Origin of the sequence: Pseudoduganella sp. GCM10020061, assembly GCF_042683405.1 — a bacterium.
Lineage (GTDB): Bacteria > Pseudomonadota > Gammaproteobacteria > Burkholderiales > Burkholderiaceae_D > Telluria.
Genome location: NZ_JBHUJS010000002.1, coordinates 209,514 through 229,892, shown reverse-complemented (window position 1 = coordinate 229,892; position 20,379 = coordinate 209,514). Strand labels below are relative to the sequence as shown.

General features: G+C 56.6%; 16 protein-coding genes and 1 tRNA gene. 11 read left to right on the top strand and 6 right to left on the bottom strand.

All coding sequences use genetic code 11. The features are described from left to right. Positions 1 to 48: 48 nt before the first annotated feature. Positions 49 to 139 (top strand) — tRNA-Ser (locus tag ACFSQR_RS04840). 7 nt (positions 140 to 146) lie between these two features. Here ACFSQR_RS04840 and ACFSQR_RS04835 read toward each other — a convergent pair. From ACFSQR_RS04835 to ACFSQR_RS04825, 3 genes are read right to left on the bottom strand one after another with little or no spacing between them, the layout of a single operon-like run. Then, positions 147 to 1,223: a tyrosine-type recombinase/integrase gene (locus ACFSQR_RS04835; RefSeq protein WP_377728492.1), complete on the bottom strand. Its 1,077-nt coding sequence runs from the start codon at positions 1,221 to 1,223 to the stop codon at positions 147 to 149. Beyond that, positions 1,127 to 1,432 (bottom strand): helix-turn-helix domain-containing protein, encoded by a 306-nt coding sequence (locus ACFSQR_RS04830; RefSeq protein ID WP_377728491.1) that lies wholly within the window; start codon positions 1,430 to 1,432, stop codon positions 1,127 to 1,129. Before ACFSQR_RS04830 ends, ACFSQR_RS04835 begins: the two co-directional genes overlap by 97 nt. Before the next feature lie 9 nt (positions 1,433 to 1,441). Beyond that, positions 1,442 to 2,308, bottom strand: coding sequence for a phage integrase N-terminal domain-containing protein (locus ACFSQR_RS04825; RefSeq protein ID WP_377728490.1), 867 nt, complete (start codon positions 2,306 to 2,308; stop codon positions 1,442 to 1,444). Positions 2,309 to 3,470: 1,162 nt separating this feature from the next. Between ACFSQR_RS04825 and ACFSQR_RS04820 the strand changes: the two genes are divergently transcribed. The 5 genes from ACFSQR_RS04820 to ACFSQR_RS04800 all read left to right on the top strand — a co-directional run bounded on the left by ACFSQR_RS04820 (position 3,471) and on the right by ACFSQR_RS04800 (position 9,613). After that, on the top strand, positions 3,471 to 3,725 hold the full coding sequence (locus ACFSQR_RS04820) for a PAAR domain-containing protein (RefSeq protein WP_377728489.1): 255 nt from the start codon (positions 3,471 to 3,473) through the stop codon (positions 3,723 to 3,725). Positions 3,726 to 3,905: 180 nt separating this feature from the next. Next, positions 3,906 to 4,382 (top strand): hypothetical protein, encoded by a 477-nt coding sequence (locus tag ACFSQR_RS04815; protein ID WP_377728488.1) that lies wholly within the window; start codon positions 3,906 to 3,908, stop codon positions 4,380 to 4,382. Positions 4,383 to 4,392: 10 nt separating this feature from the next. Further along, on the top strand, positions 4,393 to 4,920 hold the full coding sequence (locus ACFSQR_RS04810) for a hypothetical protein (protein WP_377728487.1): 528 nt from the start codon (positions 4,393 to 4,395) through the stop codon (positions 4,918 to 4,920). A 195-nt stretch (positions 4,921 to 5,115) separates the two neighbouring features. Further along, on the top strand, positions 5,116 to 8,991 hold the full coding sequence (locus ACFSQR_RS04805; RefSeq protein ID WP_377728486.1) for a type VI secretion system Vgr family protein: 3,876 nt from the start codon (positions 5,116 to 5,118) through the stop codon (positions 8,989 to 8,991). Beyond that, positions 8,978 to 9,613: a hypothetical protein gene (locus ACFSQR_RS04800; protein WP_377728485.1), complete on the top strand. Its 636-nt coding sequence runs from the start codon at positions 8,978 to 8,980 to the stop codon at positions 9,611 to 9,613. The genes ACFSQR_RS04805 and ACFSQR_RS04800 overlap by 14 nt, the downstream gene beginning before the upstream one ends. A gap of 101 nt (positions 9,614 to 9,714) precedes the next feature. Here ACFSQR_RS04800 and tssG read toward each other — a convergent pair whose 3' ends face one another. The 3 genes from tssG to tssE are packed head-to-tail and all read right to left on the bottom strand — an operon-like array spanning position 9,715 to position 13,021. Further along, positions 9,715 to 10,755, bottom strand: coding sequence for a type VI secretion system baseplate subunit TssG (gene tssG, locus ACFSQR_RS04795; protein ID WP_377728484.1), 1,041 nt, complete (start codon positions 10,753 to 10,755; stop codon positions 9,715 to 9,717). Then, a complete protein-coding gene (gene tssF, locus ACFSQR_RS04790) occupies positions 10,719 to 12,530 on the bottom strand; it encodes a type VI secretion system baseplate subunit TssF (RefSeq protein WP_377728483.1) in 1,812 nt (603 codons plus the stop codon). The genes tssG and tssF overlap by 37 nt, the downstream gene beginning before the upstream one ends. Further along, entirely contained in the window at positions 12,527 to 13,021 is a 495-nt protein-coding gene (tssE, locus tag ACFSQR_RS04785) for a type VI secretion system baseplate subunit TssE (RefSeq protein WP_377728482.1), read from the bottom strand. Before tssE ends, tssF begins: the two co-directional genes overlap by 4 nt. A 138-nt stretch (positions 13,022 to 13,159) precedes the next feature. Between tssE and tssK the strand changes: the two genes are divergently transcribed. The 5 genes from tssK (at position 13,160) to ACFSQR_RS04760 (ending at position 20,372) form a co-directional block, all read left to right on the top strand. Beyond that, positions 13,160 to 14,497, top strand: coding sequence for a type VI secretion system baseplate subunit TssK (gene tssK / locus ACFSQR_RS04780; RefSeq protein ID WP_377728481.1), 1,338 nt, complete (start codon positions 13,160 to 13,162; stop codon positions 14,495 to 14,497). Between the two features lie 66 nt (positions 14,498 to 14,563). Beyond that, a complete protein-coding gene (locus ACFSQR_RS04775; protein WP_377728480.1) occupies positions 14,564 to 15,148 on the top strand; it encodes a hypothetical protein in 585 nt (194 codons plus the stop codon). A 460-nt stretch (positions 15,149 to 15,608) separates the two neighbouring features. Then, positions 15,609 to 17,195 (top strand): type I restriction-modification system subunit M, encoded by a 1,587-nt coding sequence (locus tag ACFSQR_RS04770; protein WP_377728479.1) that lies wholly within the window; start codon positions 15,609 to 15,611, stop codon positions 17,193 to 17,195. Between the two features lie 49 nt (positions 17,196 to 17,244). Then, on the top strand, positions 17,245 to 18,480 hold the full coding sequence (locus tag ACFSQR_RS04765) for a restriction endonuclease subunit S (protein WP_377728478.1): 1,236 nt from the start codon (positions 17,245 to 17,247) through the stop codon (positions 18,478 to 18,480). After that, positions 18,477 to 20,372: a DUF262 domain-containing protein gene (locus tag ACFSQR_RS04760; RefSeq protein ID WP_377728477.1), complete on the top strand. Its 1,896-nt coding sequence runs from the start codon at positions 18,477 to 18,479 to the stop codon at positions 20,370 to 20,372. The genes ACFSQR_RS04765 and ACFSQR_RS04760 overlap by 4 nt, the downstream gene beginning before the upstream one ends. Positions 20,373 to 20,379: the final 7 nt, after the last annotated feature.

Below are 20,379 nucleotides of genomic sequence, written 5' to 3'. Positions count from 1 at the left end.
TGCTATAATCTTGGACTTCCGACGGTGACCACCGTTGCTGCAGTACCTGGAGAGGTGGCAGAGTGGTCGAATGTACCTGACTCGAAATCAGGCGTAGGGTGTCCCCCTACCGTGGGTTCGAATCCCACCCTCTCCGCCAGAACATGCTATCGAATCAAGGAGTTACGAGTGATCGTAACTCCTTTTTTCGTTTCCGGCCCAGCCAGCTTCTCGCTGGGTTGTGCCGTATTTGTGTCATGCAGCAGGGAACCGACGATGGCCGCGTGTTTGGCCATCTGCGCCGGCGCCAGGTGCGCGTACCGCCTGATCATCTCCACCGACTTCCAGCCGCCCATCTCCTGCAGGTCGTAAAGCGGCGTACCGTTCTGCACCAGCCAGCTCGCCCAGGTGTGGCGCAAGTCGTGCCAGCGGAAGTTTGCGATACCCGCCCGCTTGAGCGCATTGCGCCAGGCTTCCGTGTTCGCCTGGTGCAGCGGCCTGCCGCAGTAGGTGAATACCCGTTCGGGATGCTTGCCTTTCTGGCGCGTCAGCACGTCGACGGCCAGGTCGCTTAGCGACACGTGGATATCCTCCTTCCCCTTGGCCTGATCGCCATGAATCCATGCGGTCCGGCGAGCGATGTCCACCTGCGACCAACATAGACCGATGACGTTACCCTGCCGGAGCCCCGTGGCCAGCGCAAACATGACCACGTCGCGCTGATGCACCGGTAGTTCTGCCAGCAGCAACCTGACTTCCTCCGGCGTGATCCAGCGGATGCGGCGCCTCGCTTCCCGGTACAGCTTCACCTTAGGAGCCTTGTCGATCCACTCCCATTCAAAGCAGGCCTTGCGCATGATTGCACGGATCAGGGCGAGGTAGCGGTTGGCGGTCGGGCCACTGGTTTGGGCCATTTTGCGCGCGCCGATCGCGGCGATCTGGTCGCGCGTGATCTCGGCCAGGACGCGGCCGCGCAGAAACTGCTGCAGCCACTTTAACCGCTGCACGTCGTCGTCATGTGTACGTTTGTGCGCCATCTCGGTCAGCCACCTGTATCCAGCATCGTCCCACGTGTACTTCGGCCGTTCGCCCAGCTTTTGGACACGCCATGCTTCTGCTTTCAGCTGGTCGTGGAGGTGCTGCGCTTCTATTTTGATGCCTGTTTCAGCAGAACGTCTAATGCGCTCTCCTGATGGTGTGGTGAAGTCGATCCACCACACGCTTTTGCGTTTGTAGAGTGACATGGTTGTTGCTCCTTGAACGATGTCACCTGCAACGCTTGCCACGAACCAGCATAGGCAGCGCGCACGTAAGCGACAAGGTCTTCTTCGAGGAATATCCAGGCCTTGCCCGGTTTTGCGCCCGGCAGTAGTCCTAGTTTGGCGCGTCGCCGGACCTGTTCCGGGTGCATGCGCAGGAAGCGCGCGGCCTGTTGGAGATCCAGCGTGCCCATGGCCAGCGCCTACCTTCCCAGGTACACGGCGGTGATCTGCTCGCGGCCATGGCCCATCTCGTTCGAGATTTCGAGGCGAACATCACGGTCGCGTTGCTTTTGTTCGCCCGTCAGCATCCGCGAATGGGGGCCACCAGCAGCAGGGGCGAGCCAGCCAGTCAGCGCAAGGTATCGCTGTTGCGCGTACTGGTGCCGCTGCCCGTGCACCCTGTGGATGCCTGCTTGTGCGCATTGCGAGATAAAACGATGCAGTTGCTCGCGATAGCTCATGTGCGGCGGAATCAGGCTGCCTTTCCCAACGAGCACCTTGGCATCGTTCAGCGTCGCACGTTGCATTAGCGTGATGACGGGCACCTCCCGATAGCGGCCCCCCTTGGTCCAAGAGTCCTTCAGCCGCAGGAAGTCGCCCTGGTCTGCCCAATCCGGAATGAGCTTAATGCTCTCCTCCCGCCTGAGGCCAAAGGCAGCCTGCATCCGAAGTGACATTGCTGTGAACTCGTCCTTGATCAGTGCCAGCTGGTCCGGCCCGACCGTGACCGCTTTCGATTCATTGGTCACGAATACCCGATCGGCGATACCGTAGACACCATTGCCGCGGTCCATAACATTTGGTTTACCGATCTTTTCGGCCCACCAGCGCAGTGCCGACATGCGGTTCTTGATGGTGCCAGTGCTTAGCTTCTCGCTGTGCCAAAGTGCGACTAGGGCAGCGACGTGCTTCGGCTTCAGGCTCGCGGCGGTCATGTGGCGAAAGCCGAGAGCATACAGTTGGTTTGCGATCAGGCTCAGCATCCGGTTGCGGTCGGACCTGGTAGCGAAGCTGCCGTCGCAGTTGCGTTCGGCCAGCCTCTTCAGTTGGTAATTCAGGTCTCGCATGTTCCACTCCTAGCAAAAAATGAGTCGATTTACAGCGTGGTGTTGGTTCTGATTGGTAAGTGTTTCTGGCCGCCTTCTTGCCGTGGCAAGGAAGGGCTGTCGAAGGCCGCGGGACACCATTCCCGATCATGCGGTTCGTTTGCTGCCCGCCTGCGCCGCATGCGCTTGGCGTCGCTGTATGGCCGCGGGGCCCCTACAACGGATGGACCAGTAACCCAGGGACCATGGGGTGCACTTTGTGCACGTTCGTTTGCCTGACTAACAGGCTTGCGGCGGGGCGGCTTTGCGGCCTGCGCCGGCGCTCGGTGAGCGCGGTCGGACCAGTCACCCGGGGTCCACGGGGTGCACATCGTGCACGTAGCGTCAGCCGATCAGCGGGCTGTTGATGTGGCCTTATTGCGGCCACTGCCGGAGTGCGCTCTGGCGAACGGAAATGTCATCGGTGCTACAAACACTCCCCGTCCGGGGCGGTTGATTTGCTACTGATCAGAGGAGGATTGATGCTGGCGGCGCCGTCACTTGCCGCGTCACGTATCGAAAAGTGCTGGCTCCAGGATGGGAGTTGAGTCGATTCGGACATCGTCACTGTCAGCTCGTTGTGACGATCAGTTAGGCATCTTCGGGAAGGTTGCGAGCGCTGCGCTGGCGGGATTGGCCGGCGACGCGGTATTTTCAGTCAGGTGAGCGTATGTGGTGACGGAGCACGCACTGGGCGTGTGCGACGGCCTGCGGCGGAACCGCGGCGACGCCGATCTGGCTCTGGCCAGCTCTTCTCGTCAACAGCAGAGTGAATCTGCCAGGGGCATACATCCCGGCGTATCGCCAGGAAGGCGGAATGATGGGACTACAGTGATGTGTATTGCGGATCGCTCAACGCAAGCGTCGAACGAGCAGGATCGAATGGCAACGTGACCTGGCCGCGTTTGCCGGAGTAGCCGTTTTTCAGGCTGGCGGTGTAATACCGTTCGCTGCTTATGGACCAGCTGTCCGTGGAACTGAGCTCACATTACACCTGAGGCCGCTCGACTGCAAGACTTCCAGCTTGATAGAAATCAGCAGAAAAGCGGAATCCGATCAAAGACATAGTCGTTGTTTCCAGCCAGTATTAGGCCCATTGCACGTGCAGTCCGTTTTCAACCTGGGTCGACAGAAAGGCATATTCATGAGACACGCCGGACGAGGAGTTATTCGACTGGGGGACAAAACCGATCATGGCGGAGTTGTGACCGAGGTTTCTTCGGACACCATCGCGATGGGTTTGGAAGCTGCGTTGGTGGGCGACCTAACGGCCTGCCCAAAGTGCAAGGGGACTTTTCAAATTGTTCGGGGAAGCGAAGGAGCTCTGCATATTGGCCGCCAATATGCGTACGACGGCGACAAGACGGCATGCGGCGCGAGGCTGATCTCGACGGTGTGAACGCAGCCGCTCGCGATCGCGCTGCCCGAACGGTTGCACCGAGATCAAGCTGAGTAGTTGCAAGTTTCACCATTTTTCCTGCGAACCAAGTCGACCTAGACCAACCAGATGACATCTTGTTCTCCACAGGTGGCCACACCACACGGGTTAATTAAGGAGCTCGCGAATGGAATTTATGGTTTGAGCTATCAAACGGATATCTTGGGCAGGTGCCTGCAGGTAAAGATCGTTAGTAGGCTAGGAGCGGCCGATGTGATAGAGGTGCGGCGGAGGCTGGATCTGACGATCGGTCTGATCAACGCCAATGAAAGGCGGCTCAGTGAACTGCAGAAAGGCGCGATTCGCGCTATTAAGGAAGTACATGCTGACCCAACGCGGCATACGGGAGTTTCGGTCTCAAGACAGCTCTATAACATGAGGACGGACTATGTGAAAAGCGCGTCCACAGCGTGGTTGGCGGCCACTTTTGTACATGACGGGACGCACATTCTGCAAAAACAGCGCGGCGCAATATACGATGAAAAAAACGCTGCCAGTCTCGAGAAAGAAGCCAACATGGCAATGCTCGGCGTTGGGTCTATCTTTGGCCTCACTGCGGAAGAGATGAACACGATTCGCCGCGATCGTCACACCGCTTATAACGTTAATTTTTATTGACCTCTCTTCAATGAAGTCTATACTCTGCTTCTTCGTTTCGGCGATCGCTTTTTCCATACCTACGGCCGCTGCCGAAAAAAACCAAGTGAAACCTATGGTTGTGCGAGAAGTGGGAATTACCCTCGCGTTGCCGAAGAAGGAGTATCTCCGCACAGACGAGATTGCCGTTAACATCACGCTTACGAACAAATCCAAGCAAAATCTGTTTATTCGCCGCTTTATTGGTTGGGGCGAAAGCTCAAGTGTGTCGGTTTGGATAAACGACCGATTTGGTAAGATCGTAAGTAGTGATTTTTGGGCGGACGAACTGGATCCACCGATTACGTCGGTGGCCCAACTGGAAGAGTTGAAGCCCGGCGCGAGCAAGCGGGTAATTTTGAACGTACCACTTGCTGACTATGATTTGAAAATAGGGGAAAGCTATACGCTCACTGTGGTGTACCACAGTTCCATATCTCCGCACACCCCGCTGTCCCTGCCACTGCTCACCGCGGGGCATCCCAAGATATCCAGCTGCGGCAGCTTTGTCATCAAATAGGTACGTCGATACTTTGGCATCGATTGAGGACAGGTGTAACTTTGCGCTGCAGCATATTGAGACAACTGAGGTGCTGATGACGCCTGACAGCTGGGCGACGCTCCTGTCAACGCTTGAGCTTGCTCAACTGACCTGCTGCTGAGCTCCTTATAGTTTGTGCCTGTCTTTCTATTTGGCAGCTACTGTGGAGGATCTATGGAACGAGGCATACTGGAGACGCTAAGCGCGCGGTTGTCGGCCCTCACCGCCGGATCCCAGCACAATCGACTCCTGCGACTGGAGTTTCCAAGACAGGACGGCCCACACTCCCTGCTGCTGGTCAACCGACTCCACGCTGACGAGGAAGTTTCGCGCGATTTTCACTTCCAGGTTGAGGTACTTTCGGACGACGCCGGCATCCCGTTGGCGAGCGTGCTCGGCAAAATGGTCACGATTTCACTCGTGCGCGTCGACGGTTCACTTCGCTATTTCAACGGGTATGTGACTCAATTCCGGCATACCCACGCTAATGGCGGCTTTGCATTTTATGAGATGGTTCTCGAACCGTGGTTGGCCCTGACCAAGTATCGAAAGAACTGCCAGTCCTTCCTGAACCGTAGCGTCCTCGAGATTACCGAGGACATCCTCCAAAATTATGAGTTCCGCGATTGGAACTACAGCTTTACCGCTGAACTCCCTCCGCTCACATGCGTCACTCAATACAATGAATCGGACCACAATTATCTCCATAGACGATGGGAAGAGTTTGGGCTGCATTATTGGTACGAGCACCGAGCGGATGGACACACGCTCTGGCTGAGCGATAACACGACTACGAGCAATTTTGTGGATGGCGCCGTAGACGATTCCGTTCCAGTCAGCATCGAGTTCCGGAGTCAGTCGGGATCTGAAGAAGGTGACGGCATATGCCGTTGGTTGGCATCTCAACAGGTTGAATCTGCAATCACGACTTTGGCAAGCTACGACTTCAAGAAGGCCCGGCAGGAATTGGCGACGATGGGTTCATTGACCGCTGGGGGCGAGGGCGAGCGGTTCGAGTCGTATGAAGACGAGAGCGCGTATGGTTTCAAGAACGCCGATGATGGGGAGTCCCTGGCGCGTCGCCGAATGGAAGAAATCGACAGTCGCCGTCGGTACTTTCATGCATCGGGAAATGCCCGTGTTGTACAGGCTGGACGTTCATTTGCGCTAAGTGGTCATTACAACCCAGCTGTTTCAGTTGCCGGTGATGAAGGTGACTTACCTCGCGGCGCCGAAGAATTCTTCATTATCAGGACCACCCATACCGCAACGAATAACTACCACGTCGGCGCTGCGTCCCGCTCTGAGTACGCCAACGATTTCACATGTATCCCGAAGGAGATCCCTTGGCGGCCAGGGCTTGGGTTCAACAGTGGCGCATCTCCTTATCCTGGCCTTTTGACGGCTACCGTTGTAGGGCCGCATGGCCAGGAGATTTATACGGACGGCTACGGCTCAGTAAAAGTTCAGTTCCACTGGGATCGTACCGGTCAGCGTGACGAAAACAGCTCCGCCTGGGTCAGAGTAGCGATGCCGATGGCCGGAGACACGTTTGGGCACAGTGCCTTGCCTCGCGTGGGGCAAGAAGTTCTCGTGGATTTTTTGGGCAAGAACATCGACCGTCCAATCATCATTGGGTTGGTTCACAACGCGAGCAATCTACCGCCTTGGAATTTGCCCTCGCAACATGTCTTGTCGGGAATTCGGAGCCGCGAACTCGGTGGGGGATCGCGAGGGAACCATTTGCTCTTTGACGACACGCGAGAACAACTCCAAGTGCAATTGAGAAGCGACCATGAGCATAGTCAGTTATCGCTCGGGCATATCACTCGCGTCGAGGATTCGACCGGGCGGCACGAGCATCGCGGCGAGGGCTGGGAGCTACGCACGGACGCCCGTGGAACTGCCCGCGCTGGCTCGGGGATGTTGATCACGACTGAGCCTCGCTTGCGTGCAGAACAGCACATCACGAGTATGGACAAAGAGGTGGAACGTCTTTCGAATGCTGAAGCGTTTCACCGCAATCTCAGCAGTGCTGCAGTTCGGAGCGGTGCCCAGGAAGCAGGACAGCAAGATAGGGCAGCGGAAGCAATTGCTGAGCAAAATAGCAAATTTACGAAAGTGAAACCAGCCGAAGAAGGAGGTGGAGAGTTTCAAGCACCTCATCTAATGCTGGCCAGTCCTAGCGGTATTGCCACAACAACGTCCGGCGCAACTCATATTGCAAGCGAGACACACACGCTTATTACTAGTGGGAGCAGTCTGTCGATCGCTGCTGCGCAATGGTTTGGGAGTATAACTGACACCTTCCGGCTATTCGTGCAGAAGGCGGGCATGAAGTTCGTCGCGGCGCAGGGGAAGATTAGCCTGCGTGCACGCTCTGACGACATCGATGTCATCGCGAAGAAAGTCCTGCACTTGTTGAGCGAGTCGGACTGGGTCCAGATCAGCGGCAAAAAGGGTGTGCGGATCCAGGGCGCCGGCTCTCTCGTCGAAATTAGTGATTCTGTACAGTTTTTCACCTCCAGTCCCACGCAATTTCATGGAAATTTGGAGACCTTGCCTTCTGCCAGTTCGGCGGCGGTTGAAAATGAGGCCACTCCAGAGCCGGACGAAGTCGCTGCAGTGTTACAAGACAGCGCCGTCGCGGTCCCGGTGGCAAAAATCGAGTCCATCGCGTTTTTGGACGGAAGCGAGCAGAAGGAGGTGCAAAGTGCTCGCCAGTGGGTGAATTTAACAAAGGCCGACAAATTTGCCATCGGAACCGACATCAACATCGACCGGGTTGGGCGACATATACGCCTTAGGGTCCGTTTTGACCGGCCGGGTTCACATCGCTTCTCTGTAAAGTGCGTTCCGCACCCTGCAAACACTGCCTATTCGGCGAGTGAGAGAATTCGCAACAATAGTTTCAGACACCAGGAAAATGAACGGGCATATCAAACGACGAGCGACGGGACATTGATTCTGCCGCTCCACGATTTTTTCGTCTCGGCTGCGGGAAAATGCCGATATGTTTTCGAAGCAAAGGACAGTGCTGGGACCGTCGTTCGCACTGGGGAGCTAGAGACATACCGTTTGATTTACTTTGTTGAGTTGAAAATGCGCGGACTTTTAAGCGCTGCAAGCGGGCTCAGGACATTGACGGAGGAGTTCGGGAAACATAACGTCACCCTTGTCGACCTGCCCCCGGTAGACATGCAATATCTTGCAAACGTAAATAGCCGTGTTCGCCAGGAAAACGAGCAACTCATGGACAGCGTTTGCGACGCATATGCTAAATCTGAAGCCCTCCGACGCCCGCGACGAGTCATTGCCATGGCTTATACCGACCATTTAGCCATCAAGCGGGAGAGGTTCGTGGTTCAGGTTACAAACGTGGCAGTGGGACCCGGATGCAGTCCTGTTCGAACTGTTACCGCCGCCTCCGGAATGCGATTTCTCTGGAAAGACATCGTGCCAGGTGAGGATTGGTTCATCTCGGCGACGTTTACTGCAGCCGGTACCGGTGCTCATGGCTCGATTCCAATCGCAAGGACTGCGTTGACCGCTGTGGCTGACGATCCACGCGAGCCGATGAAGTGCTCGATTATCGTTGTGAATGTTGATCAGCTACCCGCGGCTCATGGGTCAATTTCAATCGAAGTGAATATTGTAGAGGCGATGGCCGGAGGTCTTGCTTACCCGAACTCCAATTTGATTGCGATTTGTACCAAGGCGTGGTGGCGACCTGTTAGCACCGCGGAGCAAAATAGAGCCATGATCCACGAGTTCGGTCACAAGATGTGGTTAGTACCCGACGGGACACATGATCGTCCGGATAAATCATCGACTTGGTACGATGACGCTAAAGGGCACCGTGGACCGCACTGTTTCTACGGACTGCCCTCTGGTCAGAGCCGGTACGATTCAGCAGTTGACGCAGCTTCAGCTAAGTGCGTTATGTATGGAAAGATCACGGGGCACAGTGCGTTTTGTCCGAATTGCAGTGAGGCGGTGCGTAAGATGGATTTAAGCGCAGGCTGGGATCCGATTTATGAACAAGAGTGAGGCGGCTCTTCATCCTCGCTTTCTAGTTTTGGTTTGTGCGGGGGTGCTCGCAACTTTCGCCGTTGCGCCAGCTCTAGCTAGCCTGGGGTTTGTGGGTCCATACCAAATCATCGACACAGTAGGAGTAGGAGGGTCTATGTCAAGTGAAGACGATGTGTTTCGCTCTGTTAAGCTTAATACGTTCGGGAAGACTGAATGTTCGCCGTCAGACCCAGGCATGGACTGGGAAGGGATCCTGATCCGTGCTCCGCGTACCGTTGTACTGTCTCGCGAAAATGTACGAATTGATGGTATTCGAATCCCGCTGTGCGGATTCTATAGGATAAATTTGGGTAAGGTTTTTGGACAAAAGCCGTTAGCTATTTCTCTGACCAACACTCGTACGGGTACCGTATATCACGGAGAAGCTGTGGAGAAGTACGAGCATCTTATGATTCCCCCCCCGCCGTCGAAGTCGCCAGAGCCGGAGATGCTTGCGCGGCAGTCCGTGGTCGAATACTTCAACTACGACATCTCTACATTCGTCGCCTTTCCAAAGGAGCCTGCCACTTATGATGTGTTCGTTGAGTTTGGGCAGACGCAATCAAACGTGGTACGCATAGTGGTGACTCAAGAAAAATGACAGTTGAGCTTGGGCTGACCTATCTGAGCCACAACCGCCCATTAAACCACCAGACCTGAGGAATTAGCGCGCCCCACAGTAAGTAGCCAAGCGCCCGCAAGTCAAGCAATATCTAATCGATACGAAATACGGCGGGGATGAGTGAACGGCCGGGTCATCAACACGGTATCGTATCCCAATTGCCCGGCACGACCGAAGGAGCGGAGCTCGAGCGCTTCGACGCAACCCGGTTTTTGACTGAGAGCAACTTCAAATTGCAAAATGGGGAGCGAAAACATACTCAGGATATCGGCCAGTTCGCGAGCAGCTGCTCCGTGTTTCAAGAAGCGCTGAAATCCCACGCGGTCCAGCGGACCGACGTGGATTCGGACGTTGCGGTCATGCCGCCACTGCCGGAACCCAGCGGTTGCACTGTAGCCTAAGCGAGGCGCAGTCCTCCCGAGCGTGCTGCGCGCTGATGGCGCAAGGTAGTCCCAGCTTCCAACGAACTCTTCAATCTCAATGGGGACGCCGAAGTGATTCGAAAGGACTGCCTCCAGCGTCGAGGCTGATAACGTTTGAGTTCCCACGAGTCCAGCATAATATCCCGCGAACCTGGCTCGGTCTGAGGCAGGTCGGACCGGATTCAAACAGACGCCGGCGATGGCGGTCAAGATCCCCAGATAGTCGTCCTGCGTATCCTGTCCTGCCTTGTGCTCGATGCGGTAGTGATTCCATGCCGAATAAAACGCGCGGACCAGAGGGGTGGCGAGCAAATCGAGGAAGTCCCGGGCTAATTGGCGATAGGTTGACGGCAGACGTCCAATCCGCTCCGTGTATTCCAGCGGCAGTGTTCCACTGATGCCCAGCAAGCCAGTGAACGCTGTGATGAGAGTTGCCGTGTTTTCCGTAAGGTTTTTTTTTTCCGAGCTGTCGCCGGTAGAGGGACCCCAGTCTAGAGCTTCGATCTCGCTCGCGGGGAACCCCAACGAGATACTGCTGCCGAATCGAATCCTTGCGCTCAGTGGATCTCGGCCAGCGGGCGGCCTCTGGTCGTAATAGCGCAATAGCAGAGTGACCGCCTGGAAAAAGCTAAAGCTACTTGGATGCTCAAGCAGCTGGTCGATTACAGAAGTGCTTTCTTGCCCGTCCGCGGCTTGCATCGGATGATCTCCTCCCTCGATTGCTGCGACACGATCACTAGTTCGATAAAGCTGTTGAGTTGCGCATACATCGCAAGGAAGTGGTCGAGTACCTGAGCAAACAAATGAATGCTCCGGCCGACAAAGGCGTCTTCGTCAACGGTGATGCGCACTTCGGTGCCATGGACCAGCGAGGCTCCATATTTACTCTTGATCCAGGTCGCGGCGTCCCGGTGCTCGAACCCAACGACGCCGCTGATCTGACGTTGGGTTGCGGCCGATTGGGTGACATCGTACAAGAGCAACATCTCTTGGAAGCCGCTCGCTCCATCGTTGGTCAGGGAGCGATGATTCAGCGTCAGGTGCGAGATCAGGCGCCAATGTAGCCCAGCGTCGACCCTGAAACGGTAGCTCGGCGACGGACGCCTGATAAAGCGGATGGGCGCGCGGCTCGTCCCGGCAATCGGCTGAAGGCTACCGCCAACACCCGTATCCTTGATCCGCAACGGCAGATCGCGGTTAGTGCAGGTCAGGCTCAACGAGACGCTGGTCTTCCCGACTACTGCTGGATTGAACGATGAGTCGACGAAAGAAATTCGTTTGTCGCTCCCAGGGTGTGATCTTCCGAGCGCGGCGTCATGCCTGAGCACCCAATAGTGTCCGCCGGCAGACGGGTCTTCCGCATGGCGCAACGCGTAGAGTGGCCGAAACTCGGTGACGCTAGCGTTCTTCCCCGACTGGTGCTGCATATAAACCTTGTCAATGGAATAGATCTCGAAATTGTGGGCATAATTTGGATGTGCGCTCACCGGGTAGTCGGGCGCGGTGCGCGTCACTGCGATGGGCTCCCCGGGCCGCTTGAACAGATTGACCACGGGGGTGCAGCCGATGCGCAAGTTCTTTTTTGACAAGGATGCCAACAGTCGGGCGGCGTCCGAGTCATGCCGGATGTCTCGTAGAAGGAAATGGATGGTCGCTACCGTCCCGTTGCCTTCGGGTTTGGCCCACAGATCAGATAGCGCGAGGTCGACGAAGTTGAATTTTTCCGGGAACGCAAAATACTCCAGAAGGATTCTGCTGGCGGCGTGGGACCTGGCAGTGAAGGGAATGAGTGCATCTTCGTCGGCAAAGCCAACTCCAGTGAGCGGTACCGTGGCGAGTTTGCGCGCCTCCCCACCGTGCGACTCAAGGATTGCGCCAGTGCAGCGGAGGAAAAGCGTGTCCCGCAGCACCGCGCAGAATGACGGTTCTCCATCAATGTAGAGTCGAATTGTGGTTTGCTCGGGACGGCGAATCGGCAGTGAGCCTAAGGCGAGACTGATGACCGCGGTGGCACCAGTTGGGATGCGTACCGTGGTCGGTAGTTTTGCTGCCGGATCAAAACGGGCATCGGTCAGGGAGATCTCTGTCGCGGGAACGTCGTAGGCCGTCTTGAATCTGCAGCGAATGCCGTCGATGGGCTCAGTGTCCAATTCCGTCCCGCGCGGAAGGGTGGCGTGCCCAGGTTCGACGTGCGCGATTGCGCAAGAAGGAAAGGGCCGGAGGTAATGGGGGAACAACGTTTCGAGCAGGCCCTCTGCCAGTTGTGGGAAACCGTCGTCATATCGCTTGGCGGCGCGGGCCGCCAGGATCGCAAGGGACTGGATCAGACGCTCGGTGCTGGGATCTGCGCCCCCATCGTTGTCAATCTTCAGATTCTTAGCTAGTGTGGGATATCGTTCGCATAGCTCGCGCAGCGATCGGCGGAGGGCGACAAGTTCGCGCTCGATATAAGGAATAAGGGGTTCGATGCTCACGCTGGACCTTCCTCGGTTGGGAGGTCTTCAGTCGCTGGCGTCTGCTTGACCGAATATTGCTGGGACCATGGCTTCAGCATGGCGCTGAAGCGTACCGCACCTGACTCCTGAGCCGCCCTGAGGGTTCCCTCGATTTGAATCTGCACGCGCAGAACTGGGCGCCGCTGTACGCGTACTGCTGCAGTCACATTAACCAGCCGAGGTTCGTGCCGTTCCACGGCCAGCTTGACAGCGGCGCAAACCTTTTTCTGGTCTTCATCGCTGGTAAGGCAAAGGTCTGCGAAGTCGCGCATGCCGTAGGTGAGAACTGAAGCTGCGGCATGGGGATAGCCTTCTAATGATTCCTCGGTCAACGCGGTTCGGGTGTTGAGAAGTGCCTCGAGGTCTCGCGCTACTGATTCCTTTAGCTGTTCCAGCGTCCAACCGCGCTCACTGACGTCGGCGGCGCCAAACAGTTTATCGAACAGGGTTGGTTCAAAGCGTTGAGCCAAGATTGCCTCCGTTAAAAGGTCATTATTCAGGCGCGACGTCTAACGCTATTGATACTAAGCAAGAGGGAAGGGTGTTTTGATCCGGGCGGGTAGGTTTCCGGCAAAATTGACTGATCCGTTCTAACCTGGAGATTCGCAATGAGCTTACCGCTTAGGGTGCTATGGGGAGAGGGCCTCACCCTCGGGCCGCAACATTTCCAACAGTCCGATGAATACCATGAAGCACGCCTGCAGCGACTGTCGTCAATCATCAGTCCGCATCTATGGGGGCTACGGCATGCCAGTTGGTCGAAGGAGCACTTGGCCAATAACGTCCTGGTGCCGACTTCATTGTCACTTGTGTTTCCGGACGGTGAATATTTCGAAGGCTCAGAATACGAGGCTCTTCCTGAAGCAGTAGACCTTGGCCGGCTGCCGGCTGACCAACATGCGTTTGTGTTCTACGCATCACTGCCCACGCTCCGCCTTCACGGCGGCAACCTTGACGGAGAGTCCGCCCGGTTCGCGCCAGTTGTGAGGTCAGCACCAGATCTGTTCACGGATGGGCTTCCAGTGGAGGTCCACGGCCTGCGCCGTACCGTTCGCTTATTGAATGAGTCTGAGTCACGCGATGGCTTCACATCCGTGCCGGTCGTCAAAATTCAGCGACGCGAGGGCGGTGGCTTCGAAGAAGATCCAGACTACATGGCACCCGGCTTGATGGTCCGAGCAATTCCCCCTCTGCGATTCATGGTAGACAGTCTGCTGGCCAAAGCGAACGCAAAGATCGAGTCGCTCTACAGTCGGCATCGGCAACGAGGAGGCCAAGTACTCGAGGTGCAAAATGGCGATCTCGTGTCTTTCTGGATGCTGCACGCACTAAATACGGCCGCCGCAGGGTTCTCGCACTATTCCAAGTACGATCATCTTCACCCGGAACAGTTGTTTCGTGAGCTGACCACGCTGGCGGGTTCCCTGATGACGTTTTCGACGCGCTATTCACTGAGGGATCTGCCGAACTATCAGCATGACGATCCGGGGCAATGCTTCGGAAAGGTGACGGCGGTCATAAGGGATCTGATCGACACTGTCATTTCAACGAAGTACTTGATAATTCCGCTTTCTTCAGAGCCGAATCGACCCTCGCAACACGTCGGCAAGCTGGATCCCACGCGGATTGTTGGCAATACGAGCTTGTGCCTGGCTGTCAACGCCGACATGCCGGCCATCGAGCTCTTGGAGGCGATCCCGCTGCGGATCAAAATTGCGTCACCCGAAGACCTGGAACTGCTCGTTATGGGCGCACTACCGGGGATACCGCTGACACATCTTGTCCAGCCGCCGTCTGAGATTCCTGCGCGCCCTAATACGTATTATTTCTCGCTGGAAAATAAGTCCCCCCTATTTGAAGCCATGCTGAAAGCGCAGGCTGTCGCTCTCTTTGCGCCCTCAGGGCTGCCGGGGCTCAAGCTCGAACTGTTCGCTATCATAAATTAATGGAAACGGTGCGGAGTGCCCATGCTATTTCTCTGCCTGTCCAATTCGACCCGAAGGATAGATGAGTTGAATGCCGACGACCCCGAATATCTCAATCAACACGTGATCGCGCGGCATTCGGCAGTCAGCTACGATTGGCTGGAAGTGGCGAGCCGAAAAGTGTCTCTCAAGTTCTACAGTTCAGACGTGAAGCGTCTGTTCACTCGCCATTTTCACGCATTCCAGATTAGCGTCCTCTCGCTGGGAAATGCACAAGAAAAGGACTTGTGGAGGCTTCGGGCCGGTACGCCTTATCTCGATGAAATAGCGGCGCACATCAGTAGTACGATGGAGATGGTCGAGTTAGAGATTCAATGGATTCAGGCACTAATAACGGTGCCGTCCTTCGAAATATGCCGACCCGCTAATCCGCTGGAACTCACCGTGCGCATATTCTCGGGGCACGTCGCGTCATACCTTATGCTCCTTCACCGCATTGACGACCTGCTGGTCTGGCTTGCACATCTTGCACAATGCCGAGTCATCGACATCCGCGAGCAGGCACGGCTTCGCGCTCAGCTAAAAAGCTCGGCAGCCAGTCTGGCCCGATTGGCCACGAAGTCTGCTCGTGCGTTGCAAGCCAGCCTTCATAAGAGATCGGCTTCGCCGTAACCATCCGCGTTTGCATGGGCGCTGGCAGCGGGAACCCTGCAGCGCGAGGTCCGGGCGATCTGGTAGAGGGCTGGTACGGTTTGGCTGTCCCGTTAAAAGACCGAAGCGTGGCGAGCAACTGCGCGAGGCTGAAGACATGCGATTATCAACGTGGCGAGCTCTTGTTAAAGCCGCGAAATTAAATGCCGCGAATCCGGATGATTGGCGGGGCTACGTTGGTTATCCGGAGATTGATGAGTTAACCGTTGACGTAATAGATCACGACATGGTTTTGCGTGCGCGTTTCTCGCGGCATCACGGGCACGGGGAGCACGCTGTCATTGCGATGTTCCCGCTTCCGCCTCCTCTGGTGAGCGGGCTAGTGATGCGGTCGTCCGGCCATCCTCCCTGATTATTCCCTGTTCCGCATTACAGTCCGGTATGATTGGACTTTTCTTTTTGCAAGTCGCACTACCGTTTCATGAACCAAGACCTCAAGAGAACATTATGGGCCGCGGCAGACAAGCTGCGCTCCTCAATGGACGCCGCCGAGTACAAGCACATTGTTCTGGGGCTCATCTTCCTAAAGTACATTTCCGATGCGTTCGACGAGCGCCGTGCGCAGCTGGCCGCTGCGTTCGCGAACGAGGAAGATGACCTGTACCTGCCCGACGCCGCCGACCACGACCATGCTCTGGAAGAGCGAGACTACTACACGATGGCAAATGTGTTCTGGGTTCCGGCATCTGCGCGCTGGGAGACCATTCGCGCCTATGCGAAGCAGGCCGATATCGGCGTACGTGTCGATGGCGCGCTCGAGGCGATCGAGGCAGACAATCCGCGCCTGAAAGGAATCCTCGACAAACGCTTTGGTCGCTCGCAGCTTGAACCTGGCCGCTTGGGCGAACTGATCGATTTGATTTCGACTATTGGCTTCGGGGAGGGGCACCGCGCAAAGGACCTGCTGGGCGAGGTCTACGAGTACTTCTTGGGCCAGTTCGCCAGCTCCGAAGGCAAGAAGGGCGGCCAGTTCTATACGCCGGCCTCGGTAGTAAAGGTGCTAGTCGAAGTGCTGGCGCCGCATCAGGGGCGTGTTTACGACCCTTGTTGTGGATCCGGCGGTATGTTCGTGCAGAGTGAGAAGTTTATTGAGGCGCACGGCGGCAACGCGGATGACATTAGCATCTATGGCCAGGAGGCCAATCCGACTACTTGGCGTCTTGTCGCGATGAACCTGGCGATACGAGGTTTTTCGGCGGACCTGGGCAAGGAGCCAGCAGACACTTTTCTCCGTGATCAACACCAAGACCTGCGCGCTGACTATGTGCTTGCCAATCCGCCATTCAACATCAGCGACTGGGGCGGCGAACGCCTGCTTGAGGACCGGCGCTGGGTGTACGGAGTTCCGCCGACCGGCAATGCCAACTACGCCTGGCTGCAGCACATCCTGCACCACCTGAGCCCACGCGGCCAGGCCGGTGTGGTGCTGGCAAACGGCAGCATGAGCAGCAACCAGAACAACGAAGGTGCGATCCGCAAGGCGATGGTTGAGGCTGACGTAGTGGACGTGATGGTGGCGCTGCCGCCGCAGCTGTTCTTTAATACGCAGATTCCAGCCTGCCTTTGGTTCCTGTCCAAGGACAAGAGCGGCGCAGCGGTGCCAGGCGGCCAGAAGGGCCGCAACCGTCGCGGCGAGGTGCTGTTCATCGATGCGCGCAAGCTAGGCCGCATGGCCACACGCGTTAACCGCGTGTTCGAGGACAAGGATGTGGAGCGCATCGCTGCCACTGTGCACCGCTGGCGCGCCGATGGCGAAGATGGCGCTAACGAACCCTATGCCGACCTGCCTGGGTTCTGCCGCGCAGTAAAGCTGGTCGAGATTGCCGAGCATGGGCATGTGCTGACGCCGGGGCGCTACGTTGGTGCGGAGGCAGCCGGCGATGACGATGAGGCGTTCGGCGAGAAGTTGGAGCGGTTGACTGCGCAACTCGCCGAGCAGATGGTCAAGGGGGCGGAACTTGATGCAGCGATCCGTGAAAAGTTAGGAGCTATTGGTTATGCAGTCTAGATGGCCAAAGGTACGGCTCGGGGACCACGTAGATGCATGTCTTGGTAAGATGCTCGATGCCAAAAAGAATAAGGGCACTCTTCAGCCATATTTGGGTAACAGCAATGTCCGTTGGGGATCTTTTGAGCTCGAGCGTCTCGCCGAGATGCGGTTCGAACCACAGGAAGAAGAACGCTATGGGTTAGCTGAGGGCGATCTAGTTGTCTGCGAAGGTGGAGAGCCTGGGCGATGTGCAATTTGGAGCGGTTCTGTACCGGGGATGAAAATCCAGAAGGCGCTTCATCGGATCAGGCCAAAGTCAACTTTCAATAACTACTACCTCTTCTATTGGTTCCAACTAGCAGCAAAGACCGGACTGCTTGAGCCGTACTTTACCGGCACAACCATCAAGCATTTGACCGGCAAGGCCTTAGCCGCTCTGGAGGTGCCGCAACCTCCCGTCGAAACGCAAGAAGCTATGGTCGATTTGCTGAAACACTTAGATGCTCGGATCGCACTCCTGCGTCAAACCAATGCCACGCTTGAATCCATCGCCCAAGCCCTGTTCAAAAGCTGGTTCATCGACTTCGATCCGGTGCGCGCCAAGGCCGAAGGCCGTGAACCGGAAGGCATGGATTTCGCCACGGCGGCTCTGTTCCCCGCCGAGTTCGAGGAATCGGCGCAGGGTTTGATTCCCAAGGAGTGGACACTCCGCTCGCTCGATTCATTTGCCACCTACCTGAACGGATTGGCAATGCAGAAGTTTCCCCCTGATAGCGAGGACGAGTATCTGCCCGTCATAAAAATTGCTCAGCTTCGTGCTGGGAATACTAACGGTTCAGATCGCGCTAGTACGAGTCTAAAGCCGGAGTACATTGTGAATGATGGCGATGTACTGTTCTCTTGGTCCGGATCTCTTGAAGTCGAGTTCTGGTGCGGTGGCGAAGGCGCATTAAATCAGCACTTATTCAAGGTTACTTCTGTTGAAGTGCCGAAATGGTTCTACTACTTGGCTAATCGTCATTTTCTGCCGGCTTTTAGAGAGATCGCAGCCCATAAAGCCACTACGATGGGACACATTCAAAGGAAGCACTTAACCGAGGCACGGCTTGCGGTGCCACCGCGGCCATTGATGGCACTACTTGGTCAAGTCGTTGAGCCATTGTTAGAGCGGCGCATCGCTAACTCGCTGCAGGCACGCGAGCTTGCCAGCTTGCGCGACACGCTGCTCCCGCGCTTCACCTCCGGGAAGCTGCGGCTTCCGGAAGCAGTGGAACAAGTTGAAGCCGAAGGAGTGCTCGCATGAATATTTTGCAGCAATCGAGCAAAGCCCAGGATCGTACATTAGGAACATGGTATGTGCAGGTCCAGTCGGGAACTCTCAAGCTGCCACGTTTCCAGCGCTTCGAAGCATGGGACCGCGCGAGGGTGACTGGCTTCCTCAACACTATCATTCAGAATCTCCCGGTAGGCGTGACCCTGTTGTTACAGGTTGGCGACAAGGAGCAGTTCATCTCGCGTTACATCACCAGTGCGCCTGAGACAGGCAATAGGGTGACTGAGCACCTGTTAGACGGCCAGCAGCGCCTCACGGCGTTCTGGCGGTCGGTGCATAACAACTATGAGGGCGAGACATACTTTATCTACCTGCCGGAATTTGATGCCCACCCGACGGACGGCATCGAGTACGACGAAGTGACCGTTCATTGCCAGCCGCGTTGGGCCAAGAAAAAAGAGCCAGGCCTACGTTACCCGGTATGGGCGGACTCACCGGCTCGTTGTCTGGAGCGGGGGCTCGTGCCGGTGAATCTGTTGTGTCCGGGCGACCACGGCGTACAACTGGAGAAGTGGATAGCAGATGCGACTTCCGAACTTGAGCCTTCTGATGACGCGCCAGATGCAGTAAAACTGCTCCGTGCTTTGGAAAAGCGGCGTCAGGAACTGCGTGCTACGTTGGCCATGTTGCGCGAGCGAGTTACGCACTTTAATTTGCCGTTCCTTTCGCTGCCAGCTACTACCAGCGCGGACGTCGCGCTGCAGGTGTTCGTGAACATGAACACGAACAGTAAGCCGCTGTCGATGTACGACCTGACGGTAGCAAAGGTTGAGAGTGAAGCCGGAGCATCGCTGCATGCAATGCAAGAAGCCACGGAGGCTGCGTACATCGAGTTGACGCACTATGGTGACGTGTCCTGGACATTGCTGACCTCAGCAGCGCTCATGCAAGGAAAAATGCCAAATCGCGGCGGTGTCGGAGCAATGGGTATGGCGACCATGGTGACCGCTTGGCCGCGTGTGGAGCGCGCCTTGGTACGGGCAGCGCACTTCATGGCACGTCAGCACATCTATGACGAAGAACGTCTACCTTCAGCCCCGGTCGTAGCGGTTATCGCTGCGTGCTTCGACAAAGTGCCGGAGCACGGGGACGAATTAGGGCGCGCCGAGCAGTTGTTGCGTGCGTATATGTGGTCATGCTTCTTTACGACTCGATACGAAGGGGCAGCAGCCACTCGGGCATACCAAGATTACAAAGCACTCGTCGAATTGCTGGAGCGGCCGCATTTCGGGCCTGCCGACTACGCCCATGTGCCCGTCCTCCGCCGAGTTGACTATCCGCTCCCAACGCCAGAGCAACTGACCCGTGTCGGCTGGCCGAAAGGCGCCGACAGGTTGGCTCGCGCTGTACTCGCTGCCAACCTTCACTTTGGTGCATTGGATTTTGCAGACGGGCACCCAGTGTCGTATGAGTCACTGCGGCACCGCGAATACCACCATATCTTTCCAGACGCGCTACTGCAGGAGGTCGGCATCAATAGCTACCTCGCGCTCAACTGCGCCCTAGTGACGTGGAAAACCAATCGTAGTATCGGTCGCAAGGATCCGCTGGCATATCTGCGTGATCGCGTCGAGTGGGCCGACGAAGATACGGTTCGCCAACGGTTGCGCACTCATCTGCTCGACTACGACACGCTGTCGCAGGCCACCTATGAAGCCGATGGTGAGCCGCTTCGCGGGGATGCCTTGGCGGCCCGGCTGCGCACCGACTTCGATCGCTTCCTTGAGAGTAGAGCTGCCTTAGTGGCCTTGGCTGCACGCTATCTAGCTGAAGGACGAGTACTAACGCTGGAACAACTGCTGCGCGAAGCTAAGAACGCAGGGGGCGAGCCGCACGAAGCGGCGTTGGAATTAGACTGCTGAGGGGCGA